Below are 14,717 nucleotides of genomic sequence, written 5' to 3'. Positions count from 1 at the left end.
AGTTTTCTACTATTGTACCCTCATTAGGTTAAATTTCAAACCATTCATATTTTACACAATAATATATACTTTTATAATAAAAAAGAGGGTTTCGTCTGCGACGAAACCCTAAAGAAGAGAGAGGGGTGAACAAATGGCAGCATTCCAGGGAAATGTCCAGCCAATAAGACTGAAATATTCCGTACAGCAAGCACTGGGGAAGCACCTGCTGTCCTGTTATCCGCATGAAGCATGCGGAGTCCTGCTGGGTGCTGCCGCAGCGGGTGGCATGCTCATTGATACTTACGTACCCTTGCGCAACGTAGCGCCAGACCCGCTGCACACCTTCACTCCCCACCCCGAAGAGTGGATTAATGTTCTTTACAACGAACCGACAATCATCGGTCTATTTCATTCCCACCCACATTCAGCACCTATCCCTTCAGTTGCCGATTATAAAGGATTAACAGCACTAGGACCTGAGTTTGCCCTCTATCTTATAGGTTCTCCCAACACCAAAGACAGCGGCAATCCAATTCTGAACGGATTTTATATTGAGCGTTTGCCTGATGACCACGGTAATTTGTCCCGCGGTTTATCCCAAGCCCCGCTTCACGTTCTACTTAAATAAGCATAGAGATCTCCCAAGGTATCCACTTGGCCGCGCTCCGAAATTTCCCGAAGGTAGATCACCCACAGCTGCGCTGTCATCTTTGCGTCTTCCAAGGCATGATGACGGCCATGAATCGGAATTTCGTGCACATATAGCAGCTCATCCAGCGAATAATTACTTCGTTGTGGCTCAAGCCAACGCGCTAACATCATCGTGTCCAGCACACGGTGTGTAAGCTGAACTTTAGAGGTTTTCCATAAAGCAGCATTAAGAAAAGCCTTATCATGTGAGCTTGCATGTGCCACCAGCACATTCTGACCTACAAAGGACATAAAATTATGAAGACCATCCATTAAGGAGGGAGCGGATTGTGTCATTTCTTCCGTAATCCCAGTCAGCCTTGTAATATCCTCCGGAATAGCCGTCTGACAGTTCACCAGTGTATAAAAGCATTCTTCTTCTTTAATCTGCTCTCCAACAACCTTGACGGCTCCAAAAGACATAATCTCATCCCCATGCTGATGGGAAAAGCCTGTCGTCTCTAAATCAAAGATCACTGTCTCTAGTTCAGACAATGGGGTATGCAGCACCTCAGGACGCCGCTTCTCTCGCATCAAAGATCGAATAAAGGCCATTTGCTGCGCAGTCTGTTGCGCAGTTTCCCCACCTCTCATCGAAGCGATAGCCGAGGGCATTCCACCTTGTCTTAGATTACTCCAGAATCCTCCGCTTTTGTTCGGCTCCCTCATGACCGCCACCTTTCCGCTGAGCGGAGCTGACGCTGCAGCGCCCGGTGAAGGCGTCTGACAAGCAGCAGGCTTTCACGCAGCTCAGACAGCAGCTGCTTATTCTTCAATTCACTCTCAGCTACATAATCACTGCTGATTAACAATCCATCCTGAACACTATATGGCGTGTTCACTCGCAACCGCATTGCTAATAAGAAAGCTCTGCGAATATCCTCTAAATGTTGATATTTCCCAAGCCTATCAAGCGCTTCAATCCGCTCTAATGTCGAGCCAGCTCTAATGCCATGTAGTAAGGACAACCGTCTAACAATGTTCACTAACGGAATATAGACCCCATACTTAACATCAAATCCGCCTGCATAATCACCAAACCGCTCTGTTAACACCTGTCCCAGTAAATTCAAAGTCGCTTTATGGCGTACTGTATTGCGAAGAACAGCATTAGACAGCTGCTCATTGTCCGCAAAGCCTTCATAGAAAGCTTCTTGCCACTTCGCTGATAACTCCACGCTTCCTGCCACATGACGCATATCAGAAGAGATAATAAGATACCGGATCGGCTCCCATTCCAACTGATTTCTCCAGCTATCAAGCTGCTCTATCCATTCAGATAATGTCTTACGCCACATAACTTGGGAGCACATCACCTTCCCCGCACATTTCTCATACCCTACTTCTTCAAGCATATCGGATAACAAAGTTCCGAAAAATTCGAAATAGCGATTTTTTTCCCCATCAGGCTCTCCTTCGACTATCAGGCCATTATCCTGATCGCTCCAAAGCGTTGCCTCCTGTCTCCCACTGCTGCCAAACACAATAAAGGAATAAGCACAGGGAGGCGGGCCATAGCCCGCCTCTTTCATCTGCGCCTCACATATGAGTACTGCGGTTTGGGCAATAAGATCATGCATAGTATTCACACGGAACATCCATTCCTCTATAGGAATAACATTCAACTGTTCGAGAAGTACTTTTTGACAGGCAACACGCCTCTCCCTAAGCTCCTCTGACGAACCGGCCAATACGATGGTCCTAAAGCTTTCTTCATTATACTCATCTGTTAACTCCATCGATGCCACACGGTCCGCCTCCCTGTCCGAGGTGAAATATTATTGTTTAAGGGTTTTGGATTCCGAATCTGCGATCAATTTCATTTGTTCAGGGTATCCGTAAGTACCATGCTCACTGATATCCAGACCCATCAATTCTTCTTCTTCTGTAACACGAAGTCCGATAGTTACCTTCATTACATATAAGATGATGAAAGAAAGAACGGCTACGAAAACAAATGTTCCAACCACACCCAGCACTTGAACCCCTAGTTGATGGAAACCGCCACCGTAGAACAACCCAGCTTCACCTACCAAGCCGCCTTTAGTAATAAGCTCAGGTACAGCGAACAGACCCGTTGAAACTGCACCCCACATCCCCGCAATACCATGCACCGAGAAAGCATAGATTGGATCATCAAGCCCTGCACGTTCCAGCCATTGGGAAGTCATGAATGTAAAAGCACCGGCTACAAAACCAATAATGATTGCTGCCCATGGATCAACGAAAGCACACGCTCCTGTGATTGCAACCAATGCAGCCAGAACACCATTCAGCATTGCTGGAATATCAGACTTACCAAAGTACAACCAAGAAGCAATCAATGCCGCCAAACCACCTGCTGCTGCTGCGATGTTCGTTGTTAAGGCTACGTGACCGAAGAAACCGCCCATTGGGGACAAAGCACTACCTGGATTGAATCCGAACCAACCAAACCAGAGGATAATAACACCGAGTACAGTAAATACTTGGTTATGACCTGGAATAATCACTGGTTTTCCTTCTTTATTAAACTTACCAAGCCGAGGCTTAAGCAATATGGTTGCTACCACTGCTGCCGTTGCACCTGTAAGATGGACAACTGTGGAACCTGCATAATCTTGCATTCCCAGCTCAGCCAACCAGCCACCGCCCCATACCCAGTGAGCTACAACTGGATAAATTACGACGGAGAACAAAATTCCGAAAATGATATACACACTTAGCTTCGCACGTTCTGCCATACCACCAGATACGATAGCCAAGGAAACTGCTGCAAAGGCCATTTGGAATAAGAATTTAACATTTAAAGTAACATCAGAAAATGCAAGTGATTCAAAAGAAGCTGCGGTTGAATCTCCTCCGTACAAGAAGCCTGTAGTACCGAAGAAGCCATTGCCGTTACCGAAACCAAGTCCAAAGCCGATAGCCCAGAAGCAAAGACTTGCGATAGCCAGGGTAAGTACTGTCTTACCTGCTACGTGCCCTGCATTCTTCATCCGAACCGAACCCGCTTCGAGCATTGCAAACCCTGCTTGCATAAAGAATACTAAAATGAATGCCAGGAAGGTAAACGCTGTGTCCAATCCGACTTGTAAGTCAACGTTCGTCGGACCGTCCGCTGCAAAAGCACTTACCGGATAAATCATCAGTGTAATCATGGCCAGTAACATCATCAACCATTTCTTTTTCATTTTTACCCCACTCCCCAATGTTATATTTTCTAACAAAGCGTGAAACTCTTAATGTCATTATAATCAGAAGTCAGGTAAATTGACAAGACTATTTTGGGAATGTTTTTATTTTATTTTATTTGAGCACACGAAATTTTCACAGTACTAATGGACTAGAGGTCCTAAAGGCCTGATTCTAGCTGCATTTTCATTAAAATAACTACGTGTACAATCTCATTTATATTACCTAATTGTTGAACGCATCTTTTACCAAAATCACAAAATACATAACATTTAATGTTATGTATTGGGGTAACTTATAGTTTTCATCCCCAATCATTCTTCAAATTTGATATCCCTTTGAGTTTGAGTGTATTGTATAGAAACTACAGATCACCGTTCATGAATTACCTTCTTTACTGCATATACTTTATGAAAGTATGACGTTTGACTGTATGGTTTCCAGTTTGTTATCATTACAGATAGCATAAGAAACCATCAATTTAGAAGATGACCGCCACTTATCGGCAGTCGTATTCAATTAGTGAGGCGAGATTAAATGGGGATATGATTTTGTATCGAATTGGAGAATTAGCTAAGGCTGCTCACATTAGTGAACGAACTATTGATTATTACACGAAACTGGGATTAATCTCCCCGGAATCTAGAAGCACCAAAAATTATCGGCTATACAGCCATGAAACCTTGGCTGCTTTAGAACGTATTACTCAATTAAAGCATGACAAGTATTCATTGGAAGAAATCAAATCTATGCTAGGCAAATGGAATGAGGCAACACCAGAAACCGACGTCTCTGATAAATTAGTCGAGTTAGAGCAGCAAATGCAGCGGCTAGAACGGGAAGTAAAAGCCCTTGAACCTCTTATAAGTGGTTTGAAGCCAGGACAGGCCAGTCGCGTACTTTCAAATCTGCTCCCTCAGGGATTAGCCTGCATGGAAGCGATCCGGCTATTGCTTACGCAAGGACCGCCAATGTAAATACCATATTTACAATACAGTGGAGGAATGCACCTATGTTTATGTACCTGTTAGTAATTATTGCCTTTCTTTTCTCATTGTGGGCACAGTTTAGAGTTAAAGGAACCTTCAGCAAATGGTCGAAGGTAGCTAATTCGAACGGCCTGACTGGATATGAAGCAGCTAGACGTATGCTCGACGCCAATGGCTTACACGATGTTCCGATTGAACCTGTAAGAGGCACACTTTCAGACCATTATGACCCCATCCACAGGGTTGTACGCTTATCAGAGCCTGTGTATTATGAAAGCTCCATCTCTGCAATCTCTGTCGCTTGTCACGAAGTAGGCCACGCGATTCAGCATAAAGTAAGTTACCCTATGTTGACACTTCGTCACCGGATGTTCCCGGTAGTTAATTTCGCATCAGGTGTCGCGCCTTTCATGCTGATGGCAGGTTTCATCTTCGGTTACTTTAATCTTATAGGCTTGGGTATCATTTTCTTCTCAGCTGCTGTTGCATTCCAGCTCGTAACCCTGCCTGTAGAATTCAACGCCAGTAACCGGGCTCGTCAGGTCATGGTAGAACAAGGTTTCATCCGTAACGAAGAAGAACGCGGAGTAGCAAAGGTTCTCAACGCCGCTGCATTAACTTATGTTGCCGCTGCTCTAGTATCCTTGCTTGAACTGCTTCGCTTAATCACCGTCTTTTTAGGCAACCGCGACTAATATCGCATACCTCTAAACAACAAAAACCCCGGAAGGCTAAGAGCCGACCGGGGTATTATTTTGTCTAGCTTTAAAGTAGGAGATTAAAAAAGTCCGAAAGGAACGTGCCACCAGCGGCAATTTACTATCTGTACGGTAGATCAAGCCAACCGTTCTCGTCACCGCAGGCTCCACAACCCTCACCTGAGCTGGTTGAAGAGGATTCGTCTGATAGAACGCCATCTCCGGAAGCAGGCTTACACCCATCCCTGCGGCCACCAAACCACGAATGGTATCGGTCTCTCCGCCTTCAAATGCAATCTGCGGTTGAAATCCCGCCTGCAAGCAAGCTTGCCAAACGATAGGTCTTAACGAATAGCCTTGGCTGAATAGAACAAACTTCTCTTTTTGCAGCTGTTCCAACCGGATCTCAGACTCTCCTGCCAACCTGTGATTCTGAGGAAGAATCGCAAACAACTCTTCAGTCATTACAATATCCCCCGAGACATGCTCATCATTCTCCGGAAAAGGCGAAATGAAAGTTAAATCCACTTCTCCAGACAATACGTCTTTTATCAAAGAAGGGTAAGATCCTTGTTTAAAACGAAATTTGACATGAGGATAATATTTACGAAAATCTGCAACGATAGTCGGGATGAGATGTGTGCCAAGACTATGCGGGAATCCGATCCGAATCTCTCCACGCTCAGGATCCAGAAATTCATGCACCTCATTTACCGAATGCTCCAACTCTTTAAGGATACTCTCAACCTTCTTGCAAAAGAGCTGTCCAACAGGCGTAAGCTGCAGATTGCGCCCTTTTTGCATGAATAGATCAACCCCAAGCTCTTGCTCCAGCTGATGAATCTGACGGCTTACCGCAGACTGCGCTACATGAAGCTCTTCTGCCGCTCTTGTTACGTGTTCTTTTTGAGCTACCTTTAAAAAATATTGCAGCTGTCTTAGCTCCACTCCATCATCGCCCCTGTCTTAGGCTTTTTTTGAATATACGAATAATTAGCCCATATACGAAAAAGCCAGAAACCAAACCTCCGAGATGCGCAACCCAATTCACATTTGGTGTAGCAAACGACATAATGATCCCGATTATTAACAATCCATATAAAGTTTTACGCGAGCCCTCATCCATCATGGCCCGTTGAATAACTGCAATGTATAAAAATGCACCATAAATGGCGTAGATTGCTCCAGAAGCACCAACCGAGACCGTACCAAACTCTACTACTGAGCGAGCACTAATCGCAATTGTAAGCACATTTGCCAGAAATCCGCCCGCCAGATAGAGCAGCGCATAACGCCACCAGCCCAGCAATCGCTCCAGAGGCGGTGCAAACACCAGGAGAGCGAAGCAATTAAAGAACAGATGGGAAAACCCATTATGTAAAAAAATAGCGGCCAGATAGCGCCACAGTTCCTCTTTGTACGGACTCACATCAACTATAGCACCAAAATCAACAAGCGTTTGAATATTTGTTGATCCTCCGTTAACTGCCATCAGGATAAACATGATCACATTGGCCAATATGAGCAGACAGGTTACCGGATAATACCGGACATAACTTTTCCAATTTTCGTACCGAATAAATATCATAACACCCATCCCTTTACATATATATCTTGTCCGGTTGGACATCTTCCTGCTATTAAGATTATAATTTATTGTGGCAGTAAGAATCCAATATTATAATTCGAGGAGGAAAACAAGGATATGACGCAAGAAAAAACAGGCGTAGCTACTTTTAAAGGCAACCCCATCACTCTCGTAGGACCTAAGCTAACAACTGGTGATCCTGCACCCGATTTTGTTCTGAGCAAAAATCTCCTGGAAGACGTGTCTCTAAGTGATTATGCCGGTAAAATCAAGCTGATCAGTGTTGTCCCTTCTCTTGATACCGGGGTATGTGACGCACAGACCCGCCGGTTCAACAGTGAAGCCGCAGAGCTTGGTGACGATGTGGTAATTCTCACTGTAAGCACGGACCTGCCGTTTGCCCAAGCTCGCTGGTGCGGTGCTGCCGGCATCGATCGAGTTATTACTCTATCCGATCACAAAGCAACCTCATTCGGACAAGCCTATGGTGTGCTGATTAAAGAATTCCGCTTAGATATGCGCTCCATTTTTGTTCTGGATAAGAACGACAAGATCGTATATGTTGAATATTTGAGTGAAATGACCGAGCACCCTAACTATGAAGATGCTATTGCTGCTGTGAAGAAGCTGCTCTAATTCTCCAATCAGTAGCGGTTATTACAACAATACTTAATAATCTCTGTTAAAAAAGCGGCAGAAGGTCCATCCTTCTCCCGCTTTTTTTGTAATAGAAAGATTTATCGATAACACACTGAGCAGCTCACCGTTTACGTAAACGCATTCATACTATCCCTAAGCAAGAAGGGTTTGACGGGCCTCTAAAAATCAGTCTGCTTTGTATTTTCCTAATTTTTTGTCCAAAGATGCATACAAGCGTTGAATCACACGGTAATTCGCCCCGAGATCACCAAGTGAACCTCTAGATGCAGAATACATATCTACACCACAACGAACAGGCGTCGTATTAAGCACCGATACCGTAATGTCCAGCGTACGGCCAAATGCCGTTCTCTTCTCAAGAGTAATCTCACCTACAGACTCCACTTCGTGAAGCACCTTAAATCCAGGAACTTTCTTTAAAGTCGATGAAACTTCTTCCCATGCTTTGTCTTTAGTTAGATTGTAATAACGCGTTTTTAATGTCGGATCTTTGGCGCGGTCGCTTGTTCCATCATGACTGCGGAATAAGCCAACCAAGGTTCTTTTTAACGACAAAATTCTTCCCCCTCTACAAATCCCAAGTTCATTATTCTAAGTGTAACACTCTTGTCTCAGGAACAAAAGGGTATAACTCACTTTCCCTTTATTCCAGACATACAAAAAAGCGCCCGCTCCCATTATTCACGGGAAACAGGGCGCCTTGGCTTAAACAAGAGAAAACCCGCTTATGCCGTCCGGCTACAGTGTCTTCTGAACCTGCTAGAGCAGGTGGGTGATCGCAGAAAACGTTTTTGAATTCCCCAAGTCATATAGACAGGGCGGTTCAGCTGCGCTTCGTGTAGATCTCCCAAGACATTATCATTGGTTCAAAACAACGAGTAACCGTAACGTACATCGCAGGATTTGTTATTATTATATTGCGTTTTAACGAAAAAGTAAACCTGTATGCGCTTTATTTTTACACAGGAATTAATTACCTGGAAATATCCAACGCTAATCCAGTTTTTTGTTAAATGCGTTTGGTGTCCTTTTCATCAATTTCATCCTCGTAGTCATCATCATCGTCGTCATCGTCGTCATATTCATTCCGATTGTTCAATGCTGCTGCTTCTGCTTCTTCCTGCTCTTTCAGCTTCTTCTTTTCTACTTGCAGCTGTAGCTTATTATAAGTAGCGTAGAAGTTAAAGAAGGCCGCCATTGCAATCAACGTTGGAATACAAATGAAATAAAGAGCCGGATATCTAAGACCGATATAAACAAGAACTGCGGCTGCAATCAATGTAGAGAACACACGAATTGGGCGTGCTATAGTCAGCAATATAGAATTGGTCATCACTTGCTTGAAGCCCATTTGGTAATGAACCACAATGGAAAAGAAGTTAAACATGGATACCGACAAAAGTATCATCAGCACCAACATCAAAATACCAACAATTCTGAAGTTAGGCATTTGTGTCATGTAAACTGTTACATCAACGTACATAACAACGAACATCAATGTATAGATAACTCCTCCGAGCATACTTTTTACATAGTTCTCTTTATACCCCTGAAAAAATGTACGAAAAGTTCCTACATCCGTATTCCCCATTACCCATTTACGCACTACGGTAAATAAAGCGGCTGAAGCTGGAAACACCGTAAAGGGCGCTAAAATCCCCATTGCCCAGTTCAATGTAATTTGCTCGTTCGCTCCACCTGCGCCTGTCCCTAACATAATCATCTTTAAAACACCAAAAAACAAAAACGGGGCGGAACATAGTGCCCATAAGATATTACTGCCTGCGATACGTGAAATCCATTCTGTCACGCGGTATAAGCCGCCCATTGCTCCTTTAAACTCCAATTCCCTTCCTCCTCTGTCTCTTACATACTACATATCTTAACTATACCTCATTTGACCTCCTCATTTCCATAGCCCAACTTTCTGAATTATAGACTATCGTCTATACGTAAAGCCTTTATAGTCCATATATTAGGATTGTAACCATAAGAAATACCAAAATCCCCACATTCTAAAGGAGGTTATCTCATGTCTACACCTGTTGGCTTCGGCGGTTGGACTTCTACAGGCACGATCCTCGTATTGTTTATCTTGCTCGTTATCATCACTCGTACATTCGGATACTAATATCACACAAAACAAATTCGCGCCCTACTAAGGACATAACAATTCACCAAACATCCTTATATTTCAGCAAAAAGAAGACGAGAACCGCAATGCGGCATCTCGTCTTCTTTGGTATCTTGACGAAGTATTAATTATCGAAATCTTCACGTTTTGCAGGACGAGTGCTCGTGCTGCTTGGACGAGTGTATGGTTTACGCTCTGCGCTGCGGTTTGCACCACCGTCACGAGCTGGTGCGCCATCACGGTTGCCTTTATAGCCACCGCCATAGCCGCCACTGCCGCTACCGTAGTTGCTGCCACCGCTGCTATAGCCACCACGACTACCGCCACCGTTATTATCACGGTTACCACGGTATCCGCCACCGCTACCGCTGCCACCGGAAGTACCACGGTTTCCGCCATAACCACCATTAGGTTTACGGCCACTGCGGATATCGTTTTTGCCACCACGACGTTTAGCACGAATCGGATCTTCAGGAGTCAATTCAATTGCGGAATCCTTCTTGTCGCCAGTGAGAAGCTTCATAGCTGCGGACAACAATTGTACGGAATCATATTGCTCAAGCAATTGAATAGAAATTCCTTTGTACTCGTTCAACTCTCCGCTTTCTACCACTTCAAGCAAACGCTCAGCAGTAACGCGTTGTTTACCTTCAATAGCTTCAGCCATTGTTGGCAAAGGTTTACGAGTAATCCGGTGACGAGTAACACGTTCGATCAAATGCAGGTGATCAATTTCGCGTGGAGTAACGAATGACCAAGCCGTACCTTCTTTACCTGCGCGTCCTGTACGACCAATACGGTGTACATAGCTTTCAGGATCTTGTGGCAAGTCAAAGTTAATTACGTGAGTTACGCCGGATACGTCCAGACCACGTGCCGCTACGTCAGTAGCTACCAGCACGTCAATGCTGCCATCACGGAATTTACGCATTACAGCATCACGTTGGTTCTGTGACAAATCACCATGCAATCCATCAGCAGAATATCCGCGTTTTTGCAAAGCTTCAGCAAGCTCATCAACCCGGCGCTTAGTACGTCCGAATACGATAGCTAATTCAGGTGATTCCATATCAATCAAACGACTAAGAGCTTCAAACTTTTGACGCTCAGGCACTTCCACATAAGCTTGATCAATCAGTGGGGCACTGATTTGTTTCGGAATAACGGAGACATGTTGCGGGTTGTTAAGAAATTGTTGAGCTAGGCGTTGAATGTTTGGTGGCATTGTAGCAGAGAACAACATGGTTTGACGTTCTACAGGAACGAGCTTCAGGATAGTCTGAATATCTTCCATAAAGCCCATATCCAGCATTTCATCTGCTTCATCCAATACAACGGTTTGAACATCATCCAAACGGATCGTTTTACGGTTGATGTGATCGAGCAAACGACCAGGTGTACCAATAATGATTTGTGGTTTCTTTTTCAATCCACGGATTTGACGTCCAATATCCTGTCCGCCATAAATCGCCAACGAGCGAAGACCTTTGAAACGGCTTAGTTTGCCAATTTCTTCTGACACTTGGATGGCCAACTCACGTGTTGGTGCCATAATAAGGGCCAAGATTTTTTCGTCTTCACGGTTAATCTTCGAAATGAGGGGGATACCAAAAGCAGCAGTCTTACCTGTACCAGTCTGAGCTTGACCGATCAGATCCGACCCAGTCAATGCTAATGGGATCGACTGTTCCTGTATCGGTGTTGCCTCCTCAAATCCTAACTCTGTGATTGCTTGTAGCACTTTTGGCTCCAAGCCAAATTCTGCGAATGTTTTCAAATTATTCATGCTCCTTCTATACAGTGGACATTCCACATGCTTGTCTGTATTCTTAAGTAGCGGTAAACACATTTATAGGCTGTCCAATCATGCTCTATTTTCTGCATGATATAGCGCTTTTGGGACGAAAAGCCTCCCTAATCATCAGGTACCTTGTTGTACCTGAGCAACTGTAGCTTTACATCCGATGCAATGCAAAAATACCATTGTAACGTTCTACTCAAGAATATCCTATACATTATATCACAAACACATGTGAGAATACCAGTGGGTTCCTTTCTTTTCATTGCTTTCATGTTTTATTTTTTTAAATATATATATAAGGGTGGATTTACTTGTTAAGACAGATTTTGAATTGTTTGGTTGTTTTTTTAGGGGCAGCACTGATCGCCAGTGGATTTAATCTATTTTTAATTCCACACCGTTTACTAAGTGGTGGTGTATCTGGGCTTTCCATGTTAGTGGGTTATTTCACTCCATTAAACATAAGCCTCCTATACTTGCTCTTTAATATTCCTCTGCTGGCTGCAGGCTGGTTCCAGTTAGGCCGGAGATTTATTATTATGAGCATGTTGTCCGTTGTGTTTACAACCTGGTTCTTAACAGTGATTCCCGAGCATCTGGTGGCTACAGATATGCTGCTGTCCTCTGTGTTTGGCGGAGTTCTCGTTGGGATTGGCTGTGGTATCTCCTTCCGTGCAGGAGGTTCTTCCGGAGGTTTTGACATCTTGGGTTCAATTATCACTAAATACCGAGATTTCCCGGTCGGCAATGTAGTAGTAAGTTTAAATGGACTTGTTATCCTGGCGGCCGCTTATCTTGACCAGAACTGGAATTTAGCACTTTCATCAATGGTATCTATATATGTAACAGGTAAAGTGTTGGATATGATTCATATCAGCCACTTAAAGGTGACTGTATATATTGTAACAAACCGTACAGATGAATTACTGCAACATCTAATAGGCCTTCAACGAGGTGTCACAAAGATTAAAACAGAAGGCGCTTATTCTCACGTTGAAAAGGACATGCTAATGACGGTAACAACCCGCTACGAACTTGCAGAGCTGCAACGTATCATCCGCACGACAGATCCGCAAGCTTTTGTAAATATTGTTGAAACAGTGGGTGTTATGGGTTCCTTCCGGAAAGACAAAATGAGGAAATAAAAATTCCTAGTATTGGAAAATGCACCAACCTCAGAATTATGATATATTATACACACGCAGAACCCTAACAATTTCATAAAGATTGAGATTTACCCCTCTTTTTTCCAAAGCACTTCGTTTTCCGATGAACACTGAATCTATTCAGAACTATCGAAAAAGGAAAGGGTGATTTTTGTGGAAATGGAAACGGTAAAACTGTCAGCAATCGTCATGAGGTGGTATCCTGATATGATGCCGTTTCTCAAACAGGACGAATTAAATTCAGTAATCGTTCTGCGAGACGGGCTAAGTATTCTGGAACCTGCAGATGCCATGGATATTATCCATTACAGCATCTGTGAACATCAGAATTCTGCGTATCTTCAATGAGCAAGCCGCAAGAGAAGTCTTGATAGTTGCCGCCTTGGGTTCGGCCCTGTTGCCGATTTAAGGCGGCATTTACTTTTTTCATACCGTTTCGAATCCATACATCTCGTTTATAAACAACAAAGGCGGTTTTTTATTCCCAATCTGAGCTAATATTGTTACAACACTGTTCTTTTTGGGAGCAACCGTTCCTATATAATTTAGGGGAAAGTACATAAAGGGAGAGAAAAACGAATGAACATCACCTGGGCTCTACTGATGATGGCCTTGGGAAGCGTAGGCGTACAACAGAACCAACATGACGCTGAAGTGGCGATCGCTTTGAAGTCCGCCATGAATCCCCCCATCATTGCACAACAAAACAACAATTCGAATGTAGCAACTCCAGCTCCAAGCGCTTCACCTGAAGCAACAAACTCAGAAAGTATGTTACACACCGATCCACAACCAGACGCACCCAAAGTAAAAGGCATTTATGTTACCGCCTACAGTGCTGGTGGGGAACGAATGGAAAAGCTGCTTACATTGCTTGACCAAACCGAACTTAACTCAATGGTTATAGACATTAAGGACGATGCGGGTTATATCACGTATAAGACCGATAATGCCGACCTCCAGAAGCTCGGTAACCCTCAGCCTTTTATTGGAGATATCAATAAGTTAATGGAACGTTTGAAGAAACATGATGTTTATCCTATCGCCCGGATTGTTGTTTTTAAAGATTCTATTCTTGCCAAGAAGAACCCGCAGATGTCTTTTGTTAATACTGACGGCACTGTATGGAAGAATAAGGGCGGCGACAGCTTTGTTAATCCTTATAATGAAGATGTGTGGAAATACAATGTGGATATCGCCAAGGAAGCTGTTAAGCTCGGCTTCAAAGAAATTCAGTTCGACTATGTTCGCTTTCCGGAAGGATTCGAAAAACGTGCTGATACCCTTAAATACACTAAAACCACTGACTCACGCGTAGAAATCGTATCTAATTTTGTTAAATATGCCAAAGCAGAGCTAGCTCCACTTGGTGTCCGTGTGTCCGTAGATATTTTTGGATATGCCGCATCTGCCCCTGCTGAGGGTATTGGCCAAGACTTTGTTAAAATATCCAAGAATGTGGATGTTATCAGTCCAATGGTTTATCCAAGTCACTATTCAACCGGCTGGTTTGGCGTGAAAGAGCCCGACTTAGATCCTTACGCTACAATCAAAGGTTCCATGGTTGATACACATAAGAAGCTTGATCCACTGGGCAGCTATAAACCCGTTATTCGACCTTGGATTCAAGACTTTACAGCAAGCTGGCTCGGAAGTGGTCATTATGTGAAATATGGTAAAAAACAGGTGGAAGATCAAATCCGCGCTTTAAAAGATGAGAACGTGGATGAGTTCCTTCTCTGGAACGCCAACAATCGCTATACTGCCGATGTTGATTACGAAAAACAATGAATACAGCCCTTATTATTTATAGCTGATCTGATATATGTATGCTA

The 14,717-nt window shown here is 43.8% G+C and carries 16 protein-coding genes and 1 other RNA gene; 8 read left to right on the top strand and 9 right to left on the bottom strand.

The features are described 5' to 3' along the window. Positions 1–133 precede the first annotated feature (133 nt). The gene (locus MKZ16_RS11450) at positions 134–610 is read left to right on the top strand and encodes a M67 family metallopeptidase (protein WP_051491608.1); all 477 of its coding nucleotides are present in this window, start codon (positions 134–136) and stop codon (positions 608–610) included. On the opposite strand, the gene MKZ16_RS11445 is transcribed toward MKZ16_RS11450, so the two are convergent. The 3 genes from MKZ16_RS11445 to MKZ16_RS11435 are packed head-to-tail and all read right to left on the bottom strand — an operon-like array spanning position 592 to position 3,845. Further along, positions 592–1,341: an exonuclease domain-containing protein gene (locus tag MKZ16_RS11445; protein WP_038569828.1), complete on the bottom strand. Its 750-nt coding sequence runs from the start codon at positions 1,339–1,341 to the stop codon at positions 592–594. The two genes, MKZ16_RS11450 and MKZ16_RS11445, sit on opposite strands and share 19 nt — an antisense overlap. Beyond that, positions 1,338–2,411 carry a DUF294 nucleotidyltransferase-like domain-containing protein gene (locus tag MKZ16_RS11440; RefSeq protein WP_076107547.1) on the bottom strand — a complete coding sequence of 358 codons (1,074 nt, stop codon included), beginning with the start codon at positions 2,409–2,411 and terminating at the stop codon, positions 1,338–1,340. The genes MKZ16_RS11445 and MKZ16_RS11440 overlap by 4 nt, the downstream gene beginning before the upstream one ends. Before the next feature lie 39 nt (positions 2,412–2,450). Beyond that, positions 2,451–3,845, bottom strand: coding sequence for an ammonium transporter (locus MKZ16_RS11435; RefSeq protein WP_036689307.1), 1,395 nt, complete (start codon positions 3,843–3,845; stop codon positions 2,451–2,453). Between the two features lie 546 nt (positions 3,846–4,391). Here MKZ16_RS11435 and MKZ16_RS11430 point away from each other — a divergent pair. Together MKZ16_RS11430 and MKZ16_RS11425 are read left to right on the top strand one after the other, a co-directional pair. After that, positions 4,392–4,823, top strand: a complete 432-nt coding sequence (locus MKZ16_RS11430) for a MerR family transcriptional regulator (protein WP_036689305.1) — start codon at positions 4,392–4,394, stop codon at positions 4,821–4,823. Positions 4,824–4,858: 35 nt separating this feature from the next. Then, positions 4,859–5,530 (top strand): zinc metallopeptidase, encoded by a 672-nt coding sequence (locus tag MKZ16_RS11425; RefSeq protein ID WP_036689302.1) that lies wholly within the window; start codon positions 4,859–4,861, stop codon positions 5,528–5,530. Positions 5,531–5,566: 36 nt separating this feature from the next. Here the strand turns inward: MKZ16_RS11425 and MKZ16_RS11420 are convergent, their stop codons facing one another. Then, entirely contained in the window at positions 5,567–6,481 is a 915-nt protein-coding gene (locus MKZ16_RS11420; protein WP_036689300.1) for a LysR family transcriptional regulator, read from the bottom strand. A gap of 4 nt (positions 6,482–6,485) precedes the next feature. Continuing rightward, on the bottom strand, positions 6,486–7,121 hold the full coding sequence (locus MKZ16_RS11415; RefSeq protein WP_038574339.1) for a rhomboid family intramembrane serine protease: 636 nt from the start codon (positions 7,119–7,121) through the stop codon (positions 6,486–6,488). A gap of 117 nt (positions 7,122–7,238) precedes the next feature. Between MKZ16_RS11415 and tpx the strand changes: the two genes are divergently transcribed. Then, a complete protein-coding gene (tpx, locus tag MKZ16_RS11410; protein ID WP_038569826.1) occupies positions 7,239–7,757 on the top strand; it encodes a thiol peroxidase in 519 nt (172 codons plus the stop codon). A 189-nt stretch (positions 7,758–7,946) separates the two neighbouring features. Here the strand turns inward: tpx and MKZ16_RS11405 are convergent, their stop codons facing one another. The 3 genes from MKZ16_RS11405 to MKZ16_RS11395 form a co-directional block, all read right to left on the bottom strand. Next, positions 7,947–8,336 (bottom strand): DUF1499 domain-containing protein, encoded by a 390-nt coding sequence (locus MKZ16_RS11405; RefSeq protein ID WP_036689295.1) that lies wholly within the window; start codon positions 8,334–8,336, stop codon positions 7,947–7,949. Positions 8,337–8,495: 159 nt separating this feature from the next. Then, positions 8,496–8,687, bottom strand: a non-coding RNA gene (gene ssrS / locus MKZ16_RS11400) — 6S RNA. Between the two features lie 103 nt (positions 8,688–8,790). Continuing rightward, the gene (locus MKZ16_RS11395) at positions 8,791–9,627 is read right to left on the bottom strand and encodes a DUF624 domain-containing protein (RefSeq protein WP_036689293.1); all 837 of its coding nucleotides are present in this window, start codon (positions 9,625–9,627) and stop codon (positions 8,791–8,793) included. 186 nt (positions 9,628–9,813) lie between these two features. Between MKZ16_RS11395 and MKZ16_RS11390 the strand changes: the two genes are divergently transcribed. Next, positions 9,814–9,912 carry a hypothetical protein gene (locus MKZ16_RS11390; protein WP_036689290.1) on the top strand — a complete coding sequence of 33 codons (99 nt, stop codon included), beginning with the start codon at positions 9,814–9,816 and terminating at the stop codon, positions 9,910–9,912. A 127-nt stretch (positions 9,913–10,039) separates the two neighbouring features. Here the strand turns inward: MKZ16_RS11390 and MKZ16_RS11385 are convergent, their stop codons facing one another. Beyond that, positions 10,040–11,692 (bottom strand): DEAD/DEAH box helicase, encoded by a 1,653-nt coding sequence (locus MKZ16_RS11385; protein WP_036689288.1) that lies wholly within the window; start codon positions 11,690–11,692, stop codon positions 10,040–10,042. A 335-nt stretch (positions 11,693–12,027) separates the two neighbouring features. On the opposite strand from MKZ16_RS11385, the gene MKZ16_RS11380 reads away from it, so the two are divergent. The 3 genes from MKZ16_RS11380 to MKZ16_RS11370 all read left to right on the top strand — a co-directional run bounded on the left by MKZ16_RS11380 (position 12,028) and on the right by MKZ16_RS11370 (position 14,673). Further along, positions 12,028–12,861: a YitT family protein gene (locus MKZ16_RS11380; RefSeq protein WP_036689285.1), complete on the top strand. Its 834-nt coding sequence runs from the start codon at positions 12,028–12,030 to the stop codon at positions 12,859–12,861. A gap of 180 nt (positions 12,862–13,041) precedes the next feature. Beyond that, the gene (locus tag MKZ16_RS11375) at positions 13,042–13,230 is read left to right on the top strand and encodes a hypothetical protein (RefSeq protein WP_036689649.1); all 189 of its coding nucleotides are present in this window, start codon (positions 13,042–13,044) and stop codon (positions 13,228–13,230) included. Positions 13,231–13,461: 231 nt separating this feature from the next. Further along, complete coding sequence (locus MKZ16_RS11370) at positions 13,462–14,673, top strand: putative glycoside hydrolase (RefSeq protein WP_076098402.1); 1,212 nt, start codon at positions 13,462–13,464, stop codon at positions 14,671–14,673. The last annotated feature ends 44 nt before the right edge of the window (positions 14,674–14,717 follow it).

This window comes from Paenibacillus sp. FSL R5-0928 (assembly GCF_037970385.1).
GTDB lineage: Bacteria > Bacillota > Bacilli > Paenibacillales > Paenibacillaceae > Paenibacillus_AQ > Paenibacillus_AQ odorifer.
The sequence above is the reverse complement of the archived record's forward strand: the minus strand, read 5'-3'. Positions and strand labels throughout refer to the sequence as shown.